The following is a 25,260-nucleotide window of genomic DNA, read 5'->3' as shown; positions in this document are numbered from 1 at the left end:
CAGCGTTTCACGTGAAACACCGCCACCCTAGCTGTGAGCGCGCTGTGGACAATATGGGGAGGGTTTCACGTGAAACATCACTTGCCGATGCAGAAGGTCGAAAAGACGCGCCCAAGCACGTCCTCCGGGTCGACCCTCCCGGTGATCTTCTCCAGCGCCCGAGCGGCGAGACGCACGTCCTCCGCGGCCAACTCCACTTCGAGCCCCACCTCCGAAAGCGCCCGGGACAGATAGCCCCGCGCCTCGCTCAGTCGCTCCGCATGACGAAGACGGGTCGCGGCCGGGAACTCGGAACCCGACAAGGCCTGACTCACGTGATGGGCCAGCCCAGCCCGCAAGCCCGCCACGGCCGTCTCGGATCGCGCTGACAGCGGAACCACCGAAAGTCCCTGTTCGATCCAACGCGTCTCGGCCGCGGCCAAGGTGGCCGCATCGGCGATATCGACCTTATTCAGGACCAGCCAATCGCCCGGTCGGACAGTGGTCTCCAACGCATCGCCATGTTTCACGTGAAAACCGTCGACGACCCAAAGACGCAGGTCCGCCTCTTCAGCCCACCGCCGAGCGCGCCGGATGCCCTCTGCCTCGATCGCATCCTCTGTATCGCGAAGCCCAGCGGTGTCGGCGACCAGCACCCGATACCCGCCCAGGACCAGAGGAACTTCAATGACGTCCCTAGTGGTTCCGGGCATGTCCGTCACGATCGCCGCGTCGCGCTCGACCAGACTGTTGAGTAGAGTGCTCTTGCCGGCGTTCGGGGCGCCGACCAGGGCGATCCGATAACCGTCCCGCACGCGGCGGCCACGGGAAACATCGGCGAGCGCCGCGTCCAACTCCTCCGCCAGAATACGCAGCCCGGGCCGGGCGCGCTCGGCTACCTCTTCCGGAAGGTCCTCGTCCGGGAAGTCCACGGCCGCTTCCAGCATGGCCAAGGACTGGACCAGCAAATCGCGCCACCGGTCATAGCGCTGGCTCAACGCCCCGCCGACCTGGCCAAGCGCCTGCCGACGCTGCGCCTCGGTCTCGGCGTCGATGAGGTCCGCGACGCCCTCGGCCTGGGCCAGGTCCAGCTTTCCGTTCTCGAAGGCCCGGCGGGTGAACTCGCCCGGCTCGGCTAGGCGCAGGCCAAGATCGTTCAGCGCCGCGAGAAGCGCCTCGACCACCGCCCGACCGCCATGCACGTGAAACTCGGCGCTGTCTTCGCCGGTATAGCTGGCCGGTCCTTCAAACCGTAGGACCAAGGCCTCGTCCAGCTCTACCCCGTCATGCCGAAGCTTTCGCAACGCGGCCATGCGCGGCGCGGGCGCCCTCCCCGCCAGAGCCTCGACCGTGCGGAGCGTGTCTGGTCCCGAAATACGCACGACGGCCACCGCCGCCCGCCCGGCCGCCGTGGCCAGGGCGAAGATCGTATCAGCCATGGTCAGTCGGGTTTTCCGGCGGCGGCGTTGGCGGCGGCGGTCATCAACTTACGGAAGGACTCCTGGGCGCCGGTCCCGAACGCCATCCAGTTCTTCAGCAGCTCCTCGGGCGCCAGCATCGCCATATTGGCGTCCATCCGCGCCTGCATCTCTTTCACCAGATGGTCGTTCAAACCACTGACATCCGGCAGGCCTAGAAAGGCCCGCGCTTCGACCGGCGTGCAGTCGATCTCTATCGTCATCTTCATCGGAAAGTTCCCTTCGGTCAGGGCACGATATTGTTATGGGCCTCGCCCGTCGGCGCAGGTTAGAGCGCTTTGGTCGAAAGTCACATTCGTCCCGCGAGGGACCTGAGCACGACGGAGAATCCCGATGAGCGAGACCCTCACCATCACCACGCCGGATGGCGCCTTCAACGCCTATGTGGCGCGCCCGAAGGCGGCCTCGGCGCCGGCGATCGTCGTCATCCAGGAAATCTTCGGCGTCAACAAGGTCATGCGCGATATCTGCGATGGCCTCGCCGCCCAAGGCTATGTCGCCATCTGCCCGGACCTGTTCTGGCGGATCGAGCCGGGCATCGACATCACCGACCAGTCGGAGGCCGAGTGGAAGAAAGCCTTCGAGCTGTTCAACGCCTTCGACGTGGACGCTGGCGTCAATGATATCGCCGCCACGATCACCGCCGCCCGCGAGTTGGACGGCGTCAACGGCAAGGTCGGCGCGGTCGGCTATTGCCTGGGTGGCCTCTTGGCGTTCCTGACGGCGACCCGCACCGACGTCGACGCCTCGGTCTCTTACTATGGCGTTGGTCTGGAGAAGCATGTCGGCGAGGCCGAGAAGCTGGCTCACCCGCTGCTGATGCACATCGCCGAGAAGGACCAGTTCGTGCCGCCCGAAGCCCAGCAGGTCATCCTGCAAGCGCTGAAGGATCACCCGCAGATCGAGCTTCACACCTATGCCGACCGCGACCACGCCTTCGCCCGGGAAGGCGGGGCGCACTATGACGCCGCCGACGCCGCCAAGGCCAACGGCCGCAGCCTGACGTTCTTCCAGAAGGCGCTTGGCTGATGCTGGCGATCCGGTTCTCCCGCGCCGGCGGTCCGGAGGTCCTGGAGGCGGTCGAGGTCGAGATCCCCTCACCCGCCGCCGGCCAGATCCTGATCCGTCACGCGGCCGTCGGCTTGAACTACATCGACACCTATCACCGCTCGGGGCTCTATCCGCTGAAGCTGCCGAGTGGCGTCGGCCTTGAGGCGGCTGGGACGGTCGAGGCCGTTGGCGAAGGGGTCACCCGCTTCAAGGTCGGTGACCGCGTAGCATACAACGGCACGATGGGCGCCTATGCCGAGGCCGCCGTCGTTCCGGCCGAGCGCGCGGTCAAGGTGCCCGAAGGCGTGAGCCTGGAAACGGCGGCCGCCGCTCTGCTGAAAGGCATGACCGCCGAGTTCCTGGTGCGCCGATGTTTCCACGTGAAACATGGTGACACGGTGCTCGTCCACGCGGCCGCCGGCGGCGTCGGTCAAATTCTGGTCCAATGGTGCAAGGCGCTGGGCGCGACGGTGATCGCCACGGTCGGGTCCGAAGCCAAGGCCGCGATCGCGCGCGAGCTCGGCGCGGACCACGTGATCGACTATGGCCACGAGGACATCGCCGCCAGGGTCACCGAGTTGACCGGCGGCCAAGGCGTCGCGGTTGTCTATGACGGCGTCGGCAAGGACACATGGGCGGCCAGCTTGAAGAGCCTGGCGCGTCGCGGCGTGATGGTCACCTTCGGCAACGCGTCCGGCCCCGTGCCCGCGTTCGCGCCGTTGGAGCTCAGCGTCAAGTCGCTATTCGTGACCCGGCCTCGCCTGTTCGACTACATCGCCACGACGCAGGAGCTGGATGAGAGCGCCCAGGCGCTGTTCGCGGTCATCGGCTCTGGCGCGGTGAAGATCGACATCGGCCAGACCTTCCCGCTCGGCGAGGCGCGGGCCGCGCATGAGGCGCTGGAGGGGCGGCGGACGATCGGGGCGACACTGCTGGTTCCGTGACGCAAATCCTCTCCCCAACGGGGGAGGCGGCCGAAGGCCGGAGGGGGAAGTGCCGCCGATCCCGCTTCTTCCCCCTCCGTCGGCTTCGCCGACACCTCCCCCGCTAGGGGGGAGGATTTAAGACAAACAAAAAGGCCCCGGATCGCTCCGGGGCCCTTCTCGTATCCGACTGAGTCTGGCTGGACTCAGGTATTCATCGACTGGAAGAAGTCACCGTTCGTCTTCGACTGGCGCAGCTTGTCGAGCAGGAACTCGATCGCGTCCGAGGCGCCCATCGGGTTGAGGATGCGGCGCAGGACGTAGGTCTTCTGCAGCTGGTCGCGCGGCGTGATGAGCTCTTCCTTGCGGGTGCCCGACTTGAGCACGTCGATGGCCGGGAAGATGCGCTTGTCAGCCACCTTACGATCAAGGACGATTTCCGAGTTACCGGTGCCCTTGAACTCTTCGAAGATGACTTCGTCCATGCGGCTGCCGGTGTCGATCAGGGCCGTGGCTATGATCGACAGCGAGCCGCCCTCCTCCACGTTCCGCGCCGCGCCGAAGAAGCGCTTCGGGCGCTGCAGGGCATTGGCGTCGACACCGCCGGTCAGCACCTTGCCCGACGACGGGACGGTGGTGTTGTAGGCGCGGCCCAGACGCGTGACCGAGTCCAGCAGGATGACGACGTCGCGCTTGTGCTCGACCAGGCGCTTAGCCTTCTCGATGACCATCTCGGCCACCTGGACGTGACGGGTCGCGGGCTCGTCGAAGGTCGAGGCGATCACCTCGCCCTTCACCGTGCGCTGCATGTCAGTGACTTCTTCCGGGCGTTCGTCGATCAGCAGGACGATCAGGTAGCACTCGGGGTGGTTCGTCTCGATCGACTTGGCGATGTTCTGCAGCATCACCGTCTTACCCACGCGCGGCGGGGCGACGATCAGGCAGCGCTGGCCCTTGCCGAGCGGGGCGACGATGTCGATGACCCGGCCCGAGCGATCCTTCACGGTCGGATCGGGCAGCTCCATGTTCAGGCGCTCTTCGGGATAGAGCGGCGTCAGGTTGTCGAAGTGCACCTTGTGGCGCACGTTCTCGGGGCTCTCGAAATTGATCTTGGTGACGCTGGTCAGGGCGAAGTAACGCTCGCCCTCGCGCGGCGAGCGGATCGCGCCCTCGACGCTGTCGCCAGTGCGCAGGCCATACTTCCGGATTTGCGACGGCGAGACGTAGATGTCGTCCGGGCCCGGAAGATAGTTGGCTTCCGGCGAGCGCAGGAAACCGAAGCCGTCCTGAAGCACTTCCATGGTGCCCGAGCCCGAGATCTCCACGCCTTCCTCGGCGAGGGTCTTCAGGATCGCGAACATCATGTCCTGCTTGCGCATGGAGTTGGCGTTCTCGACCTCGAAGGTCTCGGCGAACGCCAGCAGGTCGGCCGGGGATTTCTCCTTCAGCTCCTGCAGGGACATGGACTTCAGGCCTAGGGCCGCGACGGCCTCGGCGATGCCAGAGCCTTCGTCGTCGCCCTCACCGTCCGCTTCGGTTTCGACCGAGGCTTCAGTGGCCACGTCGGCCACATCGGCGACGGTCTCTTCAATGGTCGCCTCTTCGGCGGCCGGAATTTCGTTTTCGGTTTCTTCGGTCATGACAAGACTCAAGGGTGGGCGCGGTCTCCAGGACGGAGTCCGGCCGGTAGAACTTCATGGGTCACGCCCGGTAGGACCGGGACATGCGCGTCGATTGACGATGACGCGGATCGTTCGGGGGACGGACCTTGGAGCGGATCGCTCGCGGGGCGCGCCAGGACGGGCGCCGGTCCGTGAAAGAAAGCGGTCCAGCGAGGCCGAACCTATCGGCGATGCAAATCACGCGGCGCGCGGCGGGTCAAGCGCCGCGGCTCGTCAGTGGTTCAGGAACTTGGTCGTCACCGAGACGACGATCACGATCGCCAGCACGAACGGGATCTCGTTGACCATCCGCCAGAACTTCTCGGGGCGGGTGTTCTGGCCCTTCTCGAACTTCTTGCGCGAGGCCGACAGGAAGCCGTGGAAGCCATACAGCCCGACCAGCGCGACCAGCTTGGTGGCCATCCAGGGTTCGAGGAGGAAGCTCCAACCGCGCATCTGGGCGTCGGCCAGGATTAGGCCCACGCCAAACAGCGCCGTGGCGATCGAGGCCGGATTGATGATGCCGCGCAGAAGCCGGCGCTCCATCACCTTGAAGGTCTCGTCCATCCGTGAGCCCGGCTCGGCCTGGGTGTGATAGACGAATAGGCGCGGCAGATAGAGCATCCCGGCCATGAAGGCGATGACCGACAGGATGTGGAGACCGCGCACCAGGTTGAAGTGCGCCACCAGGAAATCCGTCACGCGGCGGCTCCTTCTCGACGGGGGCATTGAGACCATTCGGCGCCACAGCGCCAGCCGCAGGCCGGGGCCACGGAACCAGCGCGCTCATCGAGCGCCTTGCGGACCGCGCCGACCAGACCGTCGATGAACTCGGGCGCGCCGCCCAGGGCCGGAACCCGGACATAGGGCGCGGCGCCAACGTCCTTCGCCAGCTCGGCGTACTCGTGGTCGAGCTCGACCAGGGTCTCGACGTGTTCGGAGACAAAGGCGATCGGGGTGATCATCACCCCCTTGCCCTCGGCGCCGGCGCGGCGGATCTCCTCGTCGGTCGATGGGCCGATCCACTTCAGCGGCCCGACCCGGCTCTGGTAGCAGACCGTCCAGTCGATCCCGGCCGGCAGCTTGGCGGCGACGGCAGCGGCCGTGGCCTCGATCTGCTTCTGGTAGGGGTCGCCAGCCAAGATCACCTTCTCGGGCAAACCGTGGGCCGAGAACAGCAGGCGGATGTTGGTCGGCGAACCGGCCTTCTCCCAAGTCTCCCGGATCATCCGGGCGTGGGCCTCGACCAGACCGCCGTCCGTCGGATAGCAGCAGACCGTCGTCTCCGCGCCCGAGCCCTTGTAGGCTTTACGCCAGGCCTTCAGCGACGAGCCGGTCGTGGTCGTCGAGAACTGCGGATAGAGCGGCAGCAGAACCACCTCGTCCGGCGCGAAGGCCGCCACCTGGCGCGCGGTCTCGCCGGTCAGCGGATGCCAGTAGCGCATGGCGATGAAGCACTTGGCCTCGACGCCTGGCAGAGCGGTCGCGAGGGCTGCCTCCAGCGCCTCGGCCTGCTTCCTGGTTTCCGGCAGCAGGGGCGAGCCGCCGCCCATGATCGCGTAGTTGGCCTTGGCCATCTTTTCGCGCGTCGTCGAGATCAGGGCCGCCAGCGGATAGCGGATCAACGCGGGTGCGCCGATGATCGCCGGGTCGCGGAACAGGTTGAACAAGAACGGCCGCACCGCGCGGGGACCATCGGGTCCGCCGAGATTGAACAGGACGACGGCGAGCTTCTTGCTCACTTGACCACCTTCTGGCCGGTCACCCGCTCCAGCACCGCCTCGACGTGCGCGATCGGCGTATCCGGCAGGATCCCGTGGCCCAGGTTGAAGATATAGGGACCCTGGTTCCACTGTTCGAGCAGTTCGTCCACGCGCTTCAGCAGCGCGTCGCCGCCGGCCCGCAGCAGCAGCGGATCCAGCGCGCCCTGGATGGTCTTCGTTTTCTGGATCGCCTGGCCCAGCTTGGCGCTGGCCTGGGTGTCGAGCGCCACGCCCTGTACCGGAACCTGGGCGGCGTAGCCTTCGACCAGGGCGCCGGCGCCGCGCGGGAAGCCAATGATCGGCACGGTGACGCCGCGGGCCCGCAGACCCTCGACGATCTTCTTGTGCGGCTGGGTGACCAGACGATCGAACAACGGCTCGGACAGGCCCTCGGCCCAGCTCTCGAACAGCTTCACGGCTTGCGCGCCGGCGTCGACCTGCATGGCCAGGTAGTCGATCGTCGAGTCGACCAGCACCTGGATCAGGGCGTCGGTCGTCTCGGGGTTCTGATAGGCGTAGGTCCGCGCGCCGCTACGGTCGCTGGAGCCCTTCTCGATCATGTAGGTCGCCACGGTCCACGGCGCGCCGGCGAAGCCGATCAGGGCCTTGGACGGGTCGAGCGCCGAGCGAACCCGCGTCAGCGTCTCCCCGACGAGCGATAGGGCCTTGCCCGCCTCGCCGGCCTTTTCGGCCATGGACTCAACCGACGGCATGTCGCCGAGCTTGGGACCCTCTCCGGCCTCGAACCAGACCTTCTGGCCCAGAGCCCCCGGGATCAGCAGGATGTCGGCGAAGACGATCGCCGCGTCGAACGGAAAGCGCCGCATCGGCTGCAGCGTGACCTCGGCCGCCTTTTCCGGATCGAAGCAGAAGCTGATGAAGTCCGGGGCCGTGGCGCGGACCGCGCGGTATTCCGGCAGATACCGTCCCGCCTGGCGCATGAACCAGATCGGCGGATGGGCATGGGTCTGGCCCGACAGCGCGGCGAGAAACTTGGGAGGCGTGCTGGGCGTTTGGGAAGGCGACGTCATGGCTCGGGTTAAAGCCCGGCGCGGGCTTTGGCTCAAGCCCGGAGTCCCCTTAAGCCCTTTCTAACATATCTTAATAAGAAATTAGGTTTTGGAAGAGGGAGCAGGAGGGCAACTGCAAACCGTGGAAAACCATCCATCGGCGCCGGACTCCCACACGTCACCGGCCTTTGCCCACAAGGCCCCGCACATGTGATTAACCTTCTGTTAATCCTGTGGAAGACGTCGCAGCGCATTGAAGCTCTTAATGAAAACTTAATTAACGGCGGCGCGCGAAAGACCCCTCGCGGGACTCGTCCCCGGATAGGGAAAACCGGGATTCAGACTTCGGGGGATGCGGGTCGAGCCTGGGGATGGTACGCGAGCAATGCGACCGTTGATCACAGCGGCGCCATGTCACGACGCCTCGTGGGCCATTCGGCGCCCAGGCGTCCCCAGAGGCAGGGCAAGTGGTTAAACAACCGTTAACGGATGATCCACAGGAGAGTCAGGCCGCCAGCGGCGAGAGCGAACGACTTCCTCCGCGTTTCGCGACCTATTTCCACATCCATCTGGTGTCGGACTCCACGGGCGAGACGCTGAACGCCATGGCGCGCGCGGTCTGCGCCCGGTTCACCGACATCCTGCCGATCGAACACATCTATGCGCTGGTTCGCTCGACCCGGCAGTTGGACCGAGCGCTGGAGGAAATCGGCGGCGCGCCGGGCGTTGTCATGCACACCATCGTCGATCCGGGCCTGCGCGCGGCGCTTGAGGAGGGCTGCCGCAAGCTCGAAATGCCGTGTATCGCCGCCCTTGATCCTGTCGTCAGCGCCATGTCGCGCTATCTGGGCGCGCGGATCTCGACCCGTGTCGGCGCGCAGCACGCCTTGACCAACGACTATTTCGACCGGATCGAGGCGCTGGACTACGCCATCGCCCACGACGACGGCCAGGGCGGCCAGGACCTGACCCAGGCCGACGTGATCCTCGTCGGGGTGTCGCGGACCTCCAAGACGCCGACCTGCATCTATCTGGCCCACAGGGGCGTGCGCGCCGCCAACGTGCCGCTGGTGCCCGGCCGTCCACCGCCCCAGGAGCTGTTCGAGTTGAAGAACACCCTGATCGTCGGCCTGATCACCTCGCCGGACCGCCTGATCCAGATCCGTCGCAACCGTCTGCTCTCCCTGAAGGAGAACCGCGAGAGCGACTATGTGGACGGCGACGCCGTGCGCCAGGAGATCATCGCCGCCCGCCGCCTGTTCGAACGCCAGGGCTGGCCGGTGATCGACATCACTCGGCGCTCCGTCGAGGAAACCGCGGCGGCCGTCATCAACCTTCTGTCGGGCGGCCGCGGCAAGGTCGAGGTCCTGGGAGCCTGACGTCCGTGGCGCTTACCCCCGTAACCCTGGCGTCCAAGAGCTCGGCCCGCCAGATGATCCTGAAGAACGCCGGCGTCGCCTTCGAGGCGGTCGGCGCGGGCGTCGACGAAGACGCGGCCAAGGCGGCCTTGCTGGCCGAAGACGTCACCCCGCGCGACGTCGCCGACGCCCTGGCCGAGATGAAGGCGGTGAAGGTCTCGACCAAGCGGTCCGGCCTCGTCATCGGCGCGGACCAGACGCTGGATCTGCGCGGCAAGCTGATCGACAAGGTCGACACCCTGGACGAGGCGCGCGCGCGCCTGCTGGAGCTGCGCGGCCAGGTCCACAAGCTGCACTCGGCCGTGGTGGTGGCCCGCGACGGCCAGCCGATCTGGCGGATCGTCGAGACCGCCAAGCTGTCGGTCCGGCCGTTCAGCGACGCCTGGCTCGACCAGTATATAGAGAGACGCGGCGAGGCCTTGCTGTGGTCCGTCGGCTGCTACGAACTGGAGAGCGAGGGCGTGCAGCTGTTCGACGAGGTCGACGGGGACTACTTCGCCATACTGGGTCTGCCCCTGGTCGGACTTCTGGATTTCCTGCGTCTTCACGGAGCCCTGGTCGCATGACGTCGACGATTTCGGGGACGATTTCGGGCGCGGCCATCGTCGGCGGCGTCTGCGGCCAGCCGATCAAGCACTCGATGAGCCCGGTGATCCACAACGCCTGGATCGCTGCGGCCGGCCTCGACGCGGCCTATGTGCCGTTCGCCCCGGCGGCCGAGCGGTTCGAGACCTTCGTCGACGGCCTGCGCGGCGGCGCGGTGCGGGGCGTCAACGTCACCATTCCCTTCAAGGAGCGGGCGTTGGCGATGGCCGACACCGCCAGCGATCTGGCCAGGATGGCCGGCGCGGCCAACCTCCTGCTGTTCGCGGCCGACGGCTCGGTCCATGCGGACAACACCGACGGCCCTGGTTTGCTCGGCGCGGTCGAGGCACAGGCCCCGGGCTTCGACGCCAAGGCCGCCCCGGTCGTGATCCTCGGCGCCGGCGGCGCGGCGCGAGGAGCGGTGGCCGCCTTGCTGCTGGCCGGCGCGCCGGAAATCCGCATCGTCAACCGCACCCTGGCCCGCGCGCAGGAGCTGGTGGAGGCCTTCGGGGCTAAGGTCGTCGCCGCCGATGAAACCGTTCTCCCCGCCCTGCTGGCCGACGCGGGCCTTGTCATCAACGCCACCTCGCTGGGCTTGGGCGGCGGCGAGGGCCCGGCGGCCGACCTGTCCCTGACGCCGAAGACCGCCGTCGTCATGGACATGGTCTACAAGCCGCTGCGCACCGAGTTCCTGCGTCGCGCCGAGGCCGCGGGACGCCGCACCGTCGATGGCCTGGAGATGCTGCTGCGCCAGGCCATACCGACCTTCGAGGCGATCTATGGCGTGGCGCCCTCCCCCGACGTCGATGTCCGGGGCCTGGCCCTGACGCTGCTGGGCGAGGCCTAATCCAATGCTGGTGCTGGGTCTCACCGGATCGATCGGGATGGGCAAGTCCACGACCGCGGCCATGTTCGAGGCCGAGGGCGTCCCGGTCTACGACTCCGACGCCGCCGTCCACGCGCTCTATGCCGTCGGCGGCGCGGCCGTCGCGCCGGTCGAGGCCGCCTTCCCCGGCGTCGTGGTCGATGGCGCCATCGACCGCGCCAAGCTCAGCGCCAAGGTGGTCGGCGATCCGGAGGCCTTGGCCAAGCTGGAGGCGATCGTCCACCCGCTGGTCGGCGCCCACCGGATTGGCTTTTTTCAGAAGGCCCAGGCCGAGGGCCACGACATCGTCGTTCTGGACGTGCCCTTGCTGTTCGAGACCGGCGGCCAGAAGAGCGTCGACAAGGTCGTCGTCGTCTCGGCCCCGCCCGAGGTCCAGCGCGCGCGGGTCCTGGCTCGGCCCGAGATGACGCCCGAGAAGTTCGAGGCGATCCTGGCGCGCCAGCTGCCCGACGCGGAAAAGCGCGCGCGCGCCGATTTCGTCATCGACACTGGCCAGGGCGTCGAGCACGCCCAAGCGCAGGTCCGCGACCTTCTGACTCTGTTGAGAACTTCCCGCTCCGCTTGAAGCGCGGATCGAACCGGCTCAAAGAAGGGCCATGGCCCGCGAGATCATCCTCGATACCGAAACGACCGGCTTCGACCCCAAGACGGGAGACCGCCTGGTTGAAATAGGCTGCATCGAGGTGGTCGACTTCATGCCGACCGGACGCTCGTTCCACGAATATTGCGACCCGCTGCGCGACATGCCGGCCGAGGCCGAGAAGGTCCACGGCCTCTCCAGCGCCTTCCTGACCGGAAAGCCGAAGTTCCACGAGATCGCCGACCGCTTCGTCGAGTTCGTCGGCGACAGCGTCGTGGTCGCCCACAACGCGGCCTTCGACCGCCAGTTCGTCAATTTCGAGCTGGAGAAGTGCGGTCGCGCCCCGATCCACGAGGAACGCTGGATCGACACCCTGGCCATGGCCAAGAAGCGCTTTCCGGGCATGTACAACTCGCTCGACGCGCTGTGCAAACGCTTCAAGATCAGCCTGGAAAGCCGCGACAAGCACGGCGCGCTGATCGACGCCCACCTGCTGGCCGAGGTCTATCTCGAACTGCAGGGCGGTAAGGAGCGCGCGCTGGAGCTGACCCACGTGGTCGAGACCCTGGCTGTCTCGGCCGCGATCCAGGGGTCGTACGGGTCGCGCCCCCGCCCTCTGGCCCCCCGGTCGACGGACGTCGAGCGTGAGGTCCACGCCGCCTGGGTTCGGAAAAACCTCAAGGACCAAGCCCTGTGGATCAAGTTCGGGGTGGTCGCGGCCGAGGGCTGAGCCTTTAGCCTCGCCGCTCTAGAAAAGTCCTGCGCGCCCCAGCCTAGAGATCCCAAAAATTGGTCTGATCAAGCCCCGTGACGAAAAGAGCATCACCTGAAAAGCTCCACGTCTCGGCAGGCATAGGAAGCAGTGTGACGTGAACACGGCTCTAGATGGGGCATTTTGTCGCGCCTCATGATGTATTAATCACGAATTCACCGGCCGAGCCGATCAACTTCGCCCAACAATTCTCGTTTTCTCGGAAAACAGGGCGATCTCTCGTGCGCAAACTATTCTCTGTAACTCTGCTAGCCGCGTCGATGCTGGCCAGCGTGACCGCCGCCCAAGAGGCGCCAAAGGCCGATGCGGCCTCGCTCGAAGAGCTGAAGGCGCAGATCAAGGTCATGCAGGAGCAGCTCAAGTCGCTGGAAGCCAAGACGGCCGCGCCGGCCGCCAAGCCCGCGGCCGCCCCGGTTCCCGCCACCCAGATCAAGTGGGAAGGCTCGCCGCGCTTCACCGACGCCAGCGGCGCCACGTTCAAGCTGCGCGGCCGGGTGTTGATCGACGGCGTCAATGTCGACGTCAATCGTGACACCGGCCCGTCCTACAAGTCGCGCCAGTATCGCGCCCGCCAGGTGTTCCTCGGCGCCGAGGGCCAGTTCGGCGCCTTCGCCTATCGGATCGAAGGCGGCGCGGCCAACGGCGGCGCCTGGGGCTGGGATGACGCGGTCATCGAGTACAAGACCAAGAGCGGCTTGCTGCTCACCGTCGGCAACCAGAAGGTCGGCGGTCTCGAGAACCTCACCTCGATCAAGGCGATCACCTTCATGGAGCGTGGTCCGTTCGGCGATCTGACCGACAACGGCTTCGTCCTGGCCGCCCAGGCGACCAAGGTCGGCAAGAACTGGTCGCTGCGCGGCGCGCTGCAGGGCGACTCGATCAACAAGGCCGATGTCTCGTCGGGCGCCTACATCGCCAACAACGCCAAGGAGCGCTCGGGCTTCATGGTCCGCGGCACCTACGCGCCGATCATGACGGCGGACGACGCGGTTCACCTGGGTGTCTCGGCTCGCTACCGTGACACCGGTGGCGAAACCGGCTTCACCTATTCCGCCGCCGCCAACACGGCCTACAAGCCGCAGACCTCGACCGGCGGCGTGCTGCTGTCGACCGGCGCCGTCGGCAAGAGCGACACCTCCATCGCGGCCGAAGCGGCCTGGAAGCACAAGACGGTCTCGGTGCAGGGCGAGCTCGCCCAGATCAAGGTCAACCGCGTCGCCACGACCCAAAGCGCGGCCAATGGCGGCAAGGACTTCAACATCGTCACCGGCTACGCCTTGGCCAGCTGGTTCCCGACCGGCGAGAGCCGCCCGTACAACGCGGCCGGTCAGTTCGGTAAGGTCAAGATCCTGAACCCGATCGACAAGGGCGGCATGGGCGCCTTCGAACTGGCGGGTCGCTACGACTATGCCGACCTGACCAAGATGAGCCCGAACGCCGTGACCGCCCTGGCCAGCCAGCCGGGCCTGGCGACGGCCGGCACCTACAAGGGCCTGACGGCCGGCGTGAACTGGTACCCCTATAGCAACGTCCGCTTCATGGCGAACGTCACTAAGGCAAAGGTCAATAATCGCCGCATCGGTACGATCGAAAACGACGCCGACGTGACGGTCTTCCAAGCTCGTATGCAGATCGAGTTCTAAGAAAACGTCCTGGAAACGCCCTCCGCCCCTCCCCCTCTCGGCCTGGAGCTCCGATGTCTTTCCTCAAGAACATTTCGATCCGTAACAAGATCATGCTTTCGTTTGGCCTGCTCTTGGGGGCGGCCGTGGCGATGATCCTCAGCGTCTTCCTGCAGCTGATGGGCATGCAGCAGGCGATCCGCCTGAACGACCAGAGCAAGTCGATCATCGATCAGACCCACACCGCCGAGAAGGGCATGCTGCGCCTCAACTCTCAGACGCGCGGGCTGCTGCTGACCGGCAACGCCAAGATGATGGACAGCTATACCGACGGGCTGAAGCAGTTCAACGAGGCCGTGGCCAAGCTCGAGGGCTCCGACCTCACGGACGAGGAAAAGGCCAGCCTGGCCAAGGTCAAGAGCGACGCCAAGACCTGGCTCGACACCTATGGCGCGCCGTTGACGGAAGCGGGCCTCGACCCGGCCACCCGCGACGCGGCGCGCGAGACCTTGACCGCCGCCGGCGAAAAAGCCCGCGTCACCCATATCACCAAGGGCGTGGCGGCGATCCGCAAGACCGAACAGGCGCGTATGGCCGTGCGCGAAGCCGCCCAGCACAAGGCGATCTTCTCGTCGGTCGCCATGCTGATCGGTGGCGGCGTCGGCCTGCTGGTCATCGCCTTGGGCATGGGCTGGCAGCTGACGAGCCTGGTCGCCGCGCCAGTCGGCCGCATGACCCAATCGATGCTGCGCCTGGCCGACGGTGATTTCGACGTCGAGACGCCGGATCGCGACCGCGCCGACGAGGTCGGTTCGCTGTCGCGCGCCTTCGAGACCTTCAAGGAAAACAGCCTCCGGGCCGTTCGGCTCGAGCAGGAAACCGGCGCGATGCGCGAGGCCGGCGAGGCCGAGCGCGCCAGGACCGAGGCCCAACGGGCCCGCGAGGCGGCCGAGGATCGCGCCGCGATCGAGGCGCTGGGCAAGGGCCTGCACGCCCTGTCGACCGGCGACCTGACCCACCGCGTCACCGAGCAGCTGTCTCCCAAGACCGTGCAGTTGAAGGAGGACTTCAACGCCTCCATCGCGAAGCTGGAGAGCGTGATGTCGGGCGTCCGCCACGCGGTCATGACCATCAGCGGCGGCGCGCGGGAAATCTCCGCGGCCTCCGACGACCTGTCGCGTCGCACCGAACAGCAGGCGGCCAGCCTGGAAGAGACGGCCGCGGCGCTGGAAGAGATCACCGCCACGGTCAACAGGACCGCCGAGGGCGCCGGCCATGCCCGGTCGGCCGTCAGCGGCGCCAAGGTCGACGCCGAGAGCGGCGGCCAGATCGCCGAGCGCGCGGTGGCCGCCATGAGCGAGATCGAAAGCTCGTCCAGCCAGATCAGCCAGATCATCGGCGTCATCGACGAAATCGCCTTCCAGACCAATCTTCTGGCGCTGAACGCCGGCGTCGAGGCCGCCCGGGCGGGCGAGGCGGGCCGCGGCTTCGCGGTCGTCGCCCAGGAAGTCCGCGCCCTGGCTCAACGCTCGGCCGACGCCGCCAAGGAGATCAAGCAACTGATCACCCTGTCGACCAACCAGGTCACGACGGGCGTCGAGTTGGTCGGTCAGACGGGCAAGGCGCTGGAAAGCATCGTGGCCAAGGTCATCGACGTCAGCGGTATCGTCACCGAGATCGCCGCCTCGGCTCGCGAGCAGGCCACTGGCCTGGGCGAGGTCAATGTCGCGGTCAATCAGATGGACCAGGTCACGCAGCAGAACGCCGCCATGGTCGAGGAAGCCACCGCCGCCAGCCACAGCCTGGCCACCGAGGCCGACGACCTGGCTCGCCTGATGAGCCAGTTCAAGGTCAGCGAAAGCGCCACGCGGGCGCTGGCGGCCTAAAGCGCCGCCGCGCTCGCGAGTTCCCCCAGGCGCTTGACGGTGTCGGCCCGCGTCGGATTGTAGACGATCATTCCGAGGTCGGGCCGCCCGTCGACGGCGAAGGCGGAATATTCGAAGGCGACCTCGCCCAGCAACGGGTGCCGCAGTCGCTTCACCCCTTGATGGTGATCGCCGACATCGTTGGCGGCCCACATCGCGGCGAAGTCCGGACTGCGGTGGCTGAGCTCCTCGACCAAGGCGGCGGCCGCCGCCTCGGCGCCCGATCCGGCGCGCGCCACGTCCACCCGAAACGCGGCCACCACGAAACGGGCCACGGCTTCCCAATCGAAGTTGGCGGCGCGCGATCGAGGATCGCAGAAGACGCGGCGCAGGATGTTGCGATCCTCGAGGGCCGCCGCGCCGTAGTCGCCGAAGACGATGGCGGCGGCGCGGTTCCAGGCCACGACGTCCCAGGTCAGGGTCTTGATCATGGCGGGGCTGGGGTCCAGCGCGTCCAGCACGCGCTGAAGCCGGGGCGAGACATCCAGGGTCCCGCGATAACGGGGCTCGGGCGGGCGGCCGAGGCCCAGCAGGAACAGATGCTCGCGCTCGACATCGGTCAGCATCAGCGCGCGGGCGATGCGGTCCAGAACATCGGCCGAGGGCGCGCCCCCGCGGCCCTGCTCCAGCCAGGTGTACCAGGTGGCGCTGATATGAGCGCGCTGGGCGACCTCCTCGCGACGCAGGCCAGGTGTCCGCCGCCGCGAGCCCGAAAAGCCCAGCGCCATGGCGTCCAGCCGGGCTCGGCGATCGCGCAGATAAGCCCCCAGACGGGTCTCGCTCGGAACGGTCACGCTCATCCTGTTAGACGGTATACCTGTATAAAGTCCCTACTTTAACAGGATAAGCCTACCAGACAGGATCGCCGGGTAAATCTCGGAGATCAGTCTCATGCGTGTTTTCGTCACCGGCGCTACGGGTTTCGTTGGCTCGGCCGTCGTCCAGGAATTGCTTGCCCGGGGTCATGCGGTCGTGGGGCTCGCGCGCTCCGACGGCGGCGCCGCGACGTTGGAGGCGCTGGGCGCGGAGGTCGCGCGGGGCGTTCTCGAGGACGGCGATGTCCTGGCCAAGGCGGCCGCCTCGGCCGATGGCGTGATCCACACCGCTTTCGACCACGACTTCTCGCGCTTCGCCGAGAGCTGCCAGTTGGATCGGCGCGCGATCGAGGCTCTTGGCGAAGGCCTGGCCGGATCGGACAAGCCGCTGCTGGTCACCTCCGGCACGGCGCGGCTGGCGTCCGGGCGCCTGGCGACGGAGAATGACCTGCCGGCCGAAGGCGTCGGCGGTTATCCGCGAGTCTCGGAAACAGCGGCGGCGAGCCTGCTCGCCAAGGGCGTGCGCGCCTCGACCGTGCGGCTGGCGCCCTCCACCCACGGCGCGGGCGACCATGGCTTCGTCCCGATGTTGATCGATATCGCCCGCCGGACGGGGGTCTCGGCCTATATTGGCGACGGCGAAAACCGCTGGTCGGGCGTGCATCGCCTGGACGCGGCCAAGGTCTATCGCCTCGCGCTCGAACGCGGCGCGGGCGGCGAGCGCTATCACGCGGTGGCCGAGCAGGGCGTGCCGTTTCGTGAGATCGCCACCGCCATCGGGCGGGGCCTCGGGCTTCCGGTCGAGAGCCGACCGGCCGAGCACTTCGGATGGTTCGCCATGTTCGCGGGCATGGACGCGGCGACCTCCAGCGCCTGGACCCGAGACACGCTGGACTGGACGCCGACGGGTCCCGGCCTGATCGAGGATATCGCGGCCGCAGGCTATTTCTAGATTTTCAGGTCCGCCGTCACCGGGGCGTGGTCGCTGGGACGCTCCCACTCCCGCACGTCGTCGTGGACGCGCGAGGCGACCTTGCCGTCCACGACCGCCGCCTCGCGCAGGCCCGGGCTGGCCAGGATGTGGTCCAGCCGCAGGCCGCGGTTGGACTTGCGGAAGTCGGCGGCGCGGTAGCTCCACCAGCTGAACAGCTTCTCGGGTTCAGGCGTCGCCAGGCGCGGCAGATCCAGCAGGTCCATCGACTTGACCATCGAGTCGAAGGCCTCCAGCTCGGCCGGCGTGTGACTGACGATCTTCAGCATCTGCCGGTGGCTCCAGACGTCGTTTTCGCCGGGCGCGATGTTCAGATCACCGGTGACGATCAGCGGAGCCTTCGGATCGCGCTTCTTTAGCGCCGCCGTCAGGGTCTCGTAGAAGTCGAGCTTGTGGTCGAACTTGGGGTTGGCCGCCCGGTCGGGCAGGTCGCCGCCGGCCGGGATATAGAAGTTCTGGATCTCGACCCCGGCCACCTTCACCGCCACGCAGCGCGCGTGGCCCTCGCGGCAGTTCATCAGGGTCGGGACGTCCTCGATCGGCAGGCGCGAGGCGATCGCCACGCCGTGCCAACCCTTCTGACCCGCGATCTTCAGGTGCGGCAGGCCCATGGCCTCGAAGGCCTCGCGCGGGAACTCGCCTTCCTGACACTTGATCTCCTGCATGCACAGGACGTCAGGCGCCTGCTCGTCGACGAAGCGGGCGGCCTGTTCGGCGCGAAGGCGGACGGAATTGACGTTCCAGGTGGCGATACGGAGGCGCATGGACCGGCTTTAGGGTGTTCGCGAGCACCTTGAAAGGGTTGTCACACGCCTTCCGGCAAGGCGCCGCGTTCGCGTAGGATTTCGCGGGCCACGGTATTGCCCCCGCCCCGGAATGATCGCATCCGCAGGCCGTCTAGAAGCTCCGGCGTGGATAGCTTCTCCATCCATGCCCGCCGACGCTCTTCTTCCAACGCTTCTATGTCACGACGATTGGCCATGTGACTTGATAGGCGATGTCCCGATGAGGCCTGAAAAGAAAAACGCCCCCGGACACCGTGTGTCCGGGGGACGAAAGTCTAGTCTCTCATGCCGCCGCCGGGAGGGGATAGAGTCCGGCACGGTTCGCGAGGAGCGGGTCGGTCGCTCTTCGCCATGCGTGTTAAATATGCCACGTCAAAACTTTTAGTCAAGCGAATGTCGGGTTGATTCTTGCCTGTTGTGAGAATGTCACAAAACAGGCTAGGGCCGGCCTACCTTGGGGCGAGGGTCGGTCAGGACGAACAGCTTGGGGTCGAGTCTGGAAGCGGGGCCGAAGTCGGTCAGGCGCACGCGGATTTGGCCGCCCTTGATGTCGGTGACCGTCCAACCCATCAGCGCGACGGGACCGTCCGAGAAATCCAGCGCGATCTTGCCCAGCGCCTGACGCTTGGCGTCCTGCGCCACGATCGTGAAGCCGTCGGCGAGACGGCGGACATCGGTGATGACCACGCCGCGATCCAGCCGCACCTCGCGCGCCAGCAACAGGTTCAGCGGCGTCTTGCTGAGCGGGTAGCTCTCATAGGTCTTCAGACGGCTGTCCCAGATGTTGACGTTGTTGCCGTTCGAGACGACCAGCAGGCCGGCCGGCGCGTCATAGGCGAAGCGCGCCTTGCCCGGGCGCTGCAGGTAGAAGGTCCCCTGCGTCCGCGTGCCGCGCGCGTCGGTCTGCACGAAGCGCCCCTGGGCCGAGCCCAGCCCCTGGACATAGGCCGTGGCCTTGTCGACCAGGGATTTCTGCTCGGCGGTCAGGGCGGCCGGGACCGGCGTGGCGTTCTGGGCCAGGGCGGGCGATGCGCCCGCGGCCGAGGAGAAGGCGGCGGCCAGGCCGGCCGCGAGGAGGAAACGGCGAGTGGTCATGCGAACTCCTTAGCCGCAACCTTGGCCCGCGCGAAGGCCGGCGCGAGGCCATTTTCCGGCGCCCCGATGAAGCGCCGTTCAGGTTGGGAGCGGAGGAACGCGGCGGACAACGCGAAGGTTGCCCGCTTCGTCCGCTACAGCGGCGGCGGTGGTGGGGCCAGGATCTCGCGCTTGCCGGCGTGGTTGGCCGCGCCGACGACGCCTTCCTTCTCCATCCGCTCCATCAGCGAGGCGGCGCGGTTGTAGCCGATCTGCAGGCGGCGCTGGATGTAGCTGGTCGAGGCTTTGCGGTCGCGGGTGACCACGGCCACGGCGTGATCATAGAGGTCGTTGGCCCCGCCCTCGCCGCCGAACGCCGCCTCGATGGCCTCTTCCTGCTCCTCGTCGCCGCCGGCGGTGACTTCCTCCAGGTACTGGGGCGTGCCCTGGTCGCGCAGGAACTTAGCCACGGCCTCGACCTCGCCGTCGCTGACGAACGGGCCGTGCAGGCGGGTGATGCGGCCGCCGCCGGCCATGTAGAGCATGTCGCCCTGGCCCAGCAGCTGCTCGGCGCCCTGTTCGCCCAGGATGGTGCGGGCGTCGATCTTCGACGTGACCTGGAAGCTGATCCGGGTCGGGAAGTTGGCCTTGATCGTGCCGGTGATGACGTCGACCGAGGGGCGCTGGGTGGCCATGATCAGGTGGATGCCGGCGGCGCGGGCCATCTGCGCCAGACGCTGCACGGCGCCTTCGATGTCCTTGCCGGCCACCATCATCAGGTCGGCGACCTCGTCGATGACCACGACCAGATAGGGCATGGCCTCGGGACGGATCTGCTCGGTCTCGTAGATCGGGCGCCCCGCCTCGTCGAAGCCGGTCTGGACGGTGCGCTCGAAGTGCTCGCCCTTGGCCAGGGCCTCGTTGGCCTTCTCGTTGTAGCCCGCGATGTTGCGCACGCCGATCTTGGACATGCGGCGATAGCGGTCCTCCATCTCGCGGACCGTCCACTTCAGCGCCACGACGGCCTTCTTCGGGTCGGTCACGACCGGCGCCAGCAAGTGCGGGATGCCGTCATAGACCGACAGTTCCAGCATCTTGGGATCGACCATGATGAAGCGGCACTTCTCGGGCGGCAGCTTGTACAGGATCGACAGGATCATGGCGTTGACGCCGACCGACTTGCCCGAGCCGGTGGTGCCGGCGATCAGCAGGTGGGGCATCTTGGCGAGGTCGGCGACATAGGGCTCGCCGCCGATCGTCTCGCCCAGCGCCATCGGCAGGATCTGGCTGGCCTTCTCGTAGTCGGCGCTGGACAGCAGGTCGCGCAGATAGACGGTCTCGCGACGGGAGTTGGGCATTTCGATGCCGATGGCGTTGCGGCCCTGGGCCACGGCCACGCGGCAAGAGATCACGCTCATCGAGCGGGCGATGTCGTCGGCCAGGGCCACGACGCGAGCGGTCTTCACGCCCGGCGCCGGCACCAGTTCGTACATGGTCACGACCGGACCCGGGCGGATCTGGTCGATCTGGCCCTTCACGCCGAACTCGGCCAGCACGCTTTCCAGCAGGCGGGCGTTCTGGCGCAGGGCGGCGGCGTCGACTTCCGACGAGCGCGGCTTGGACTTGGCCAGCATGGCCAGTTCGGGCAGCTGGAAGCCGCCGTCGCCCTCGAAGTCGAAGGCCTTTTGCTGCTCGCGCTGCTCGCGGCCGGATTCCTTCGGCACGGACTTGGGCTTGGCGATCGCCATCGGACGGGCGTCCAGCGAGTCCTCGAATTCGTCCTCGTCGTCCTGGACGGCGGGCGGCGGGGTGTAGGCGCGTTCGGGGGCGGCCGGCGCGATGGCGGTGGCGTCGTCCTCCTCGTCCAGCGGTGGCAAGCGGCCAGGCCGTTCGCGCTTGGGCGCCTCGGCCTTCTCCTTCTTGACGCGCGGGGCCTTGGCCGGGGCGGCCTGGGCGGGGGCCGGCTCCTGGCGCGGACGGGGGCGCAGCGCGGCCTGGATCACCTCGGGATCGATGTCGCGGACACCGATCGCGAAGCCCAGGGCGAAGACGGCGGCGATGGCGAACAACACGGCGGCGATCACGGTCGCGCCGGGGATGTGGGCGAAGCGCAGGGTCCCGGCCACCAGATGCAGCAGGGCCTCGCCCCAGAAGCCGCCCAGGCCCTTCTCCAGTTGCCAGATCGCCGGCGGGGGCGGCGCGGCCAGCACGGCGGCGAGCGCCAGCAGGCCCAGAGCCCCGACGATCGCGCGCAGACGCATCGACCGGCGCTCGGCGTCCGGATCGGCTTGCGAGACGCGGGTGACGCCGAACACCAGCATCAGCAGGGCGACGCCCCACGCCGCGAGGCCCAGGGACTGCATGAGCATGTCGGAAATCGCCGCGCCCACGCTTCCCAGCGCGTTGCGCGCCGGCTCGCCGCTGGCGGCGTTCAGGCTGGGGTCGGTGGCGTTATAGGTGGCGATGGCCAGCAACAGGACGGCGCCAATGACGGTGACCACGCCGCCGCGGAACCGCGCGGTCCAGGGCTGGACCCAGCCAAAACGGATCGCGTCCCAAAGGAGCTCCGTCGGGGATCGCCGCGCCGCTCGCGCCATGAAAGTCTCCGAACTCAACACGTCTCGCGACCCGCCAGAATGGGTCGAACCACCATGTTTTGGCCGAAGAGGGTTAAGAGGCGTTTACGACGTTCGTCAGGATTTGATTCAGGCCGCCTCGAACGCCAGCGGACCGCCCCAGAAGCTCTGGACGAGACCGTTCTGCGGCCCGGGCGTTCCGGTCGTCAGGAAGACGCGGCTTCCCCCTTGCCCCGGATCGTATTCCGGGTGGCGCTCCAGATAGAGCTCCAGCGCGTCGGCGGTCGCCTCGGGCTGCTGGATCAGCGGCGTCCCGGCCGGCAGGGCCGCGCGGAAGATGTCGGCGATGATCTCATAGTGGGTGCAGCCCAGCACCACGCGGTCGGGATAGCGGCCGATGCGCGTCTTCAGCGCCTGGACATGGGCCTCGACCGCCTTGGCGAGATCGACGGCCGAGGCGTCGCCCTCGATCAGCGGGACCAGCTCGGGGCAGGCCTCGGAGAACACCGCGAGATCCTGCTTGCGCTTGTCGATCTCGATCTCATAGACGCGCGAGCGCACCGTGGCCTGGGTGGCGAAGACGCCCAGGACGTCCAGCTGTTCGACCTTTTCGCCGCGTCGCTCGGCCTCGTGCTCCCAAGGCAGGCCGGTGGCCTTCTCGATGGTCGGCACGATGATGCCCAGGATGTTGACCGGCCGACCCAGCGTCTTGCGGTAGCCGGGCAGCCAGGTCTGCTGCAGGCGGCGCAGGGCGATGGCCGAGGCGGTGTTGCAGGCCAGGACGACCAGGCTGGCGCCGCGCTCGAACAGGCGCTCGCAGCCGGCCTTGGTCAGCGCGACGATGTCCTCGCCGGTCCGCACGCCATAGGGCGCGTTGGCCTGGTCGGCCAGATAGGTGAAGTCCGCCTGGGGCAGACGCTGCACGAGGGCGCGGTGGACCGTCAGGCCGCCCACGCCGGAGTCGAAGACGCCGATCATGCGCCAGCTTTAGCGCCCGAAGCGGCCATCTGTCACGCGGGGCGAGCTCGATGACAAAAGGTTACAGTCCTGTCATGTGACGGGTCGAAGGCCTTGCCCTACGGTCGCCGACAAACTTCCATCGGAGACCCTCCGTGCAACGTCGTACCTTCCTCGCCTCAGCGGCCGCCACCGGGGTCGCCGCCGCCCTCAGCCCCAGCGTGTCCATGGCTCAAGCCACCAATCCCCTGCTCCAGAAGTGGACCGGTCCCTATGGCGGCGTGCCGGCCTTCGACAAAGTCAAGGTCGAGCAGTTCAAGCCCGCGCTCGAGGCGGCCATGGCCAAGAACCTGGCCGAGATCGACGCGATCACCGCCAACAAGGCCGCGCCGACCTTCGAGAACACCATCGCGGCGCTGGAAGACGCGGGGCGCGGCCTGAACGACGTCCAGACATACTATTACATCTGGGGCTCGAACATGAGCACGCCGGAGTTCCAGAAGGTCGAGGAGGAGATGGATCCCAAGCTCTCGGCCCACTTTGACAAGATCAACCAGAACGCCCCGCTCTTCGCCCGTATCGAGGCCGTCTACAATTCTCCCGACAAGGCCAAGCTGACGCCCGAGCAGCAGCGCGTTCTCTGGATCTACTACACCAACTTCGTTCGGTCGGGGGCCAAGCTGGACCCGGCCGCCAAGGCTCGGGTCGGGGCGATCAACACCGAGCTGGCCGGCCTCTACACCAAGTTCAGCCAGAACCTGCTGGCGGACGAGAACACCTGGATCGAGCTCTCGCAAGCCGACCTCGCCGGCCTGCCGGAGGGGCTCAAGGCCGCCGCCGCCTCGAACGCGGAGTCGCGCAAGCTGCCGGGCAAGTTCATCGTCGTGAACACCCGCTCCAGCGTCGACCCCTTCCTGACCGAGTCCCCGGTTCGGGCGGCGCGCGAGAAGGTCTGGCGCGCTTTCGTCAATCGCGGCGACAATGGCGGCGCGACCGACAACAACGCGATCATCTCGAAGATCCTGAAGCTACGGGCCGAGCGGGCCAAGCTGCTGGGCTACAAGACCCACGCCCACTGGCGTCTCGAGAACGCCATGGCCAAGAACCCCGAGAACGCCATGGCGCTGATGGAGGCGGTCTGGACGCCGGCCATCGCCCAGGTCGCGATCGATGTCGCCGACATGCAGGCGATCATCGACAAGGAAGGTGGCGGCTTCAAGCTGGAGCCCTGGGACTACCGGTACTACGCCGAGAAGGTCCGTAAGGCCAAGTACGACCTCGATATGAACGAGGTGAAGCCCTACCTGCAGCTGGACAAGCTGCTCGAGGGCATGTTCTGGGCCTCGGGCCAGCTGTACGGATTTGAATTCAAAAAGCTTTCGGGCATCCCCGTCTATCACGAGGACATCACCGTCTACGAGGTGACGCGCGGCGGCAAGCACGTCGGCCTCTGGTACTTCGACCCCTACGCCCGCGAAGGTAAGCGCTCGGGCGCCTGGATGAACGCCTACCGCACGCAGGAGCGGTTCAAGGGCGAGGTGACGACGATCGTCTCGAACAACTCCAACTTCATCAAGGGCAAGCCCGGCGAACCGCTGCTGATCTCGTGGGACGACGCCGTCACCCTGTTCCACGAATTCGGCCACGCCATCCACGGCCTGAACGCCAACGCCACCTATCCGACCGTGTCGGGCACCAACGTGGCGCGCGACTATGTCGAGTTCCCCAGCCAGCTGAACGAGCATTGGTTGCCCACGCCGCAGGTGCTGAACCAGTTCGCCCTGCACTACCAGACCGGCAAGCCGATCCCCCAGGCCCTGGTCGACAAGATCGAGGCGGCCGGCAAGTTCGGCGAGGGCTTCGGCACGACCGAATACCTGGCCTCGGCCCTGATCGACATGAAGCTGCATCTGGCCGGCGACGCCGATATCGATCCGGACAAGTTCGAGCGCGAGGAACTGGCCAAGCTGAACATGCCCAAGGAGATCGTCATGCGGCACCGCACGCCGCAGTTCGGCCACGTCTTCTCCGGCGACGGCTATTCGGCCGGCTACTACAGCTATCTGTGGGCCGACACCCTGACGGCCGACGCGGCCGAAGCCTTCGAGCAAGCCCCCGGCGGCTTCTACGACAAGGCGGTCGCCAAGCGGCTCTACGAGGACATCATGTCCAAGGGCAACACGACCGATCCGGTCGAGCAGTTCCGCGCCTTCCGCGGCCGCGACGTCAAGATCGGCGCCCTGATGCGCAAGCGCGGCTTCCCGGTCCCGCCGGGGGCTTAGACCGGTTCCCCCTCTCCCCTCGCGGGAGAGGGTAGCCCAACGGGCCGGGTGAGGGGTTGAAGAACAGGACCGCCGTGACAGTCTGACCGCTGTCGCGGCGTTTCTCGTCTGTGCGACCCCTCATCCGT

General features: G+C 67.1%; 23 protein-coding genes and 1 pseudogene. 12 read left to right on the top strand and 12 right to left on the bottom strand.

The features are described 5' to 3' along the window. Positions 1-77: 77 nt before the first annotated feature. Together mnmE and J2728_RS14885 are read right to left on the bottom strand one after the other, a co-directional pair. Positions 78-1,418, bottom strand: a complete 1,341-nt coding sequence (gene mnmE, locus J2728_RS14890; RefSeq protein ID WP_310000334.1) for a tRNA uridine-5-carboxymethylaminomethyl(34) synthesis GTPase MnmE — start codon at positions 1,416-1,418, stop codon at positions 78-80. Between the two features lie 2 nt (positions 1,419-1,420). Beyond that, a complete protein-coding gene (locus J2728_RS14885; protein ID WP_310000333.1) occupies positions 1,421-1,666 on the bottom strand; it encodes a DUF6489 family protein in 246 nt (81 codons plus the stop codon). Positions 1,667-1,790: 124 nt separating this feature from the next. On the opposite strand from J2728_RS14885, the gene J2728_RS14880 reads away from it, so the two are divergent. The 3 genes and pseudogenes from J2728_RS14880 to J2728_RS14870 form a co-directional block, all read left to right on the top strand. After that, the gene (locus J2728_RS14880) at positions 1,791-2,486 is read left to right on the top strand and encodes a dienelactone hydrolase family protein (protein ID WP_310000330.1); all 696 of its coding nucleotides are present in this window, start codon (positions 1,791-1,793) and stop codon (positions 2,484-2,486) included. Continuing rightward, on the top strand, positions 2,486-3,451 hold the full coding sequence (locus J2728_RS14875; RefSeq protein WP_310000327.1) for a quinone oxidoreductase family protein: 966 nt from the start codon (positions 2,486-2,488) through the stop codon (positions 3,449-3,451). The genes J2728_RS14880 and J2728_RS14875 overlap by 1 nt, the downstream gene beginning before the upstream one ends. 12 nt (positions 3,452-3,463) lie before the next feature. Next, a pseudogene (locus J2728_RS14870) lies at positions 3,464-3,562 on the top strand (hypothetical protein); the annotation flags it as partial. 74 nt (positions 3,563-3,636) lie between these two features. Here the strand turns inward: J2728_RS14870 and rho are convergent. From rho to hemE, 4 genes are all read right to left on the bottom strand, one after another. Next, the gene (gene rho, locus J2728_RS14865; RefSeq protein ID WP_310000325.1) at positions 3,637-5,070 is read right to left on the bottom strand and encodes a transcription termination factor Rho; all 1,434 of its coding nucleotides are present in this window, start codon (positions 5,068-5,070) and stop codon (positions 3,637-3,639) included. 255 nt (positions 5,071-5,325) lie between these two features. Next, a complete protein-coding gene (locus J2728_RS14860; protein WP_310000666.1) occupies positions 5,326-5,841 on the bottom strand; it encodes a CopD family protein in 516 nt (171 codons plus the stop codon). Next, positions 5,790-6,833 carry a ferrochelatase gene (gene hemH / locus J2728_RS14855; protein ID WP_310000324.1) on the bottom strand — a complete coding sequence of 348 codons (1,044 nt, stop codon included), beginning with the start codon at positions 6,831-6,833 and terminating at the stop codon, positions 5,790-5,792. Before hemH ends, J2728_RS14860 begins: the two co-directional genes overlap by 52 nt. Further along, positions 6,830-7,885: a uroporphyrinogen decarboxylase gene (gene hemE / locus J2728_RS14850; protein WP_310000323.1), complete on the bottom strand. Its 1,056-nt coding sequence runs from the start codon at positions 7,883-7,885 to the stop codon at positions 6,830-6,832. Before hemE ends, hemH begins: the two co-directional genes overlap by 4 nt. A gap of 446 nt (positions 7,886-8,331) precedes the next feature. Between hemE and J2728_RS14845 the strand changes: the two genes are divergently transcribed. The 7 genes from J2728_RS14845 (at position 8,332) to J2728_RS14815 (ending at position 15,613) form a co-directional block, all read left to right on the top strand. After that, positions 8,332-9,243 carry a pyruvate, water dikinase regulatory protein gene (locus tag J2728_RS14845; RefSeq protein ID WP_310000321.1) on the top strand — a complete coding sequence of 304 codons (912 nt, stop codon included), beginning with the start codon at positions 8,332-8,334 and terminating at the stop codon, positions 9,241-9,243. A gap of 5 nt (positions 9,244-9,248) precedes the next feature. Continuing rightward, positions 9,249-9,848 carry a Maf family protein gene (locus J2728_RS14840; RefSeq protein WP_310000319.1) on the top strand — a complete coding sequence of 200 codons (600 nt, stop codon included), beginning with the start codon at positions 9,249-9,251 and terminating at the stop codon, positions 9,846-9,848. Then, positions 9,845-10,714 (top strand): shikimate dehydrogenase, encoded by an 870-nt coding sequence (gene aroE / locus J2728_RS14835; protein ID WP_404979771.1) that lies wholly within the window; start codon positions 9,845-9,847, stop codon positions 10,712-10,714. Before J2728_RS14840 ends, aroE begins: the two co-directional genes overlap by 4 nt. Positions 10,715-10,718: 4 nt before the next feature. Further along, complete coding sequence (coaE, locus tag J2728_RS14830) at positions 10,719-11,318, top strand: dephospho-CoA kinase (protein ID WP_310000316.1); 600 nt, start codon at positions 10,719-10,721, stop codon at positions 11,316-11,318. Between the two features lie 31 nt (positions 11,319-11,349). Continuing rightward, positions 11,350-12,063: a DNA polymerase III subunit epsilon gene (dnaQ, locus tag J2728_RS14825; protein ID WP_310000314.1), complete on the top strand. Its 714-nt coding sequence runs from the start codon at positions 11,350-11,352 to the stop codon at positions 12,061-12,063. Positions 12,064-12,326: 263 nt separating this feature from the next. After that, on the top strand, positions 12,327-13,748 hold the full coding sequence (locus J2728_RS14820; protein WP_310000312.1) for an OprO/OprP family phosphate-selective porin: 1,422 nt from the start codon (positions 12,327-12,329) through the stop codon (positions 13,746-13,748). A gap of 53 nt (positions 13,749-13,801) precedes the next feature. Then, positions 13,802-15,613 (top strand): HAMP domain-containing methyl-accepting chemotaxis protein, encoded by a 1,812-nt coding sequence (locus J2728_RS14815; protein ID WP_310000310.1) that lies wholly within the window; start codon positions 13,802-13,804, stop codon positions 15,611-15,613. Here J2728_RS14815 and J2728_RS14810 read toward each other — a convergent pair. Continuing rightward, on the bottom strand, positions 15,610-16,452 hold the full coding sequence (locus J2728_RS14810; RefSeq protein ID WP_404979769.1) for a helix-turn-helix transcriptional regulator: 843 nt from the start codon (positions 16,450-16,452) through the stop codon (positions 15,610-15,612). The genes J2728_RS14815 and J2728_RS14810 overlap by 4 nt on opposite strands. 91 nt (positions 16,453-16,543) lie before the next feature. Here J2728_RS14810 and J2728_RS14805 point away from each other — a divergent pair, with 91 nt between their 5' ends. After that, entirely contained in the window at positions 16,544-17,419 is an 876-nt protein-coding gene (locus tag J2728_RS14805; RefSeq protein WP_310000306.1) for an SDR family oxidoreductase, read from the top strand. On the opposite strand, the gene xth is transcribed toward J2728_RS14805, so the two are convergent. The 5 genes from xth to J2728_RS14780 form a co-directional block, all read right to left on the bottom strand. Then, entirely contained in the window at positions 17,416-18,222 is an 807-nt protein-coding gene (gene xth / locus J2728_RS14800) for an exodeoxyribonuclease III (RefSeq protein WP_310000305.1), read from the bottom strand. The genes J2728_RS14805 and xth overlap by 4 nt on opposite strands. Positions 18,223-18,263: 41 nt before the next feature. Further along, complete coding sequence (locus J2728_RS14795) at positions 18,264-18,386, bottom strand: hypothetical protein (protein ID WP_310000303.1); 123 nt, start codon at positions 18,384-18,386, stop codon at positions 18,264-18,266. 295 nt (positions 18,387-18,681) lie between these two features. Next, the gene (locus J2728_RS14790; RefSeq protein ID WP_310000301.1) at positions 18,682-19,338 is read right to left on the bottom strand and encodes an outer-membrane lipoprotein carrier protein LolA; all 657 of its coding nucleotides are present in this window, start codon (positions 19,336-19,338) and stop codon (positions 18,682-18,684) included. 134 nt (positions 19,339-19,472) lie between these two features. Then, positions 19,473-21,932 (bottom strand): DNA translocase FtsK, encoded by a 2,460-nt coding sequence (locus J2728_RS14785; protein ID WP_310000300.1) that lies wholly within the window; start codon positions 21,930-21,932, stop codon positions 19,473-19,475. 90 nt (positions 21,933-22,022) lie between these two features. Then, positions 22,023-22,871 (bottom strand): glutamate racemase, encoded by an 849-nt coding sequence (locus J2728_RS14780; protein WP_310000299.1) that lies wholly within the window; start codon positions 22,869-22,871, stop codon positions 22,023-22,025. 134 nt (positions 22,872-23,005) lie between these two features. On the opposite strand from J2728_RS14780, the gene J2728_RS14775 reads away from it, so the two are divergent. Then, complete coding sequence (locus tag J2728_RS14775) at positions 23,006-25,132, top strand: M3 family metallopeptidase (RefSeq protein WP_310000297.1); 2,127 nt, start codon at positions 23,006-23,008, stop codon at positions 25,130-25,132. The last annotated feature ends 128 nt before the right edge of the window (positions 25,133-25,260 follow it).

It is taken from the genome of Caulobacter segnis (genome assembly GCF_031454995.1).
In the GTDB taxonomy this organism is placed as follows: Bacteria; Pseudomonadota; Alphaproteobacteria; order Caulobacterales; family Caulobacteraceae; genus Caulobacter; species Caulobacter segnis_E.
This window is presented reverse-complemented; position numbering and strand designations above follow the sequence as displayed.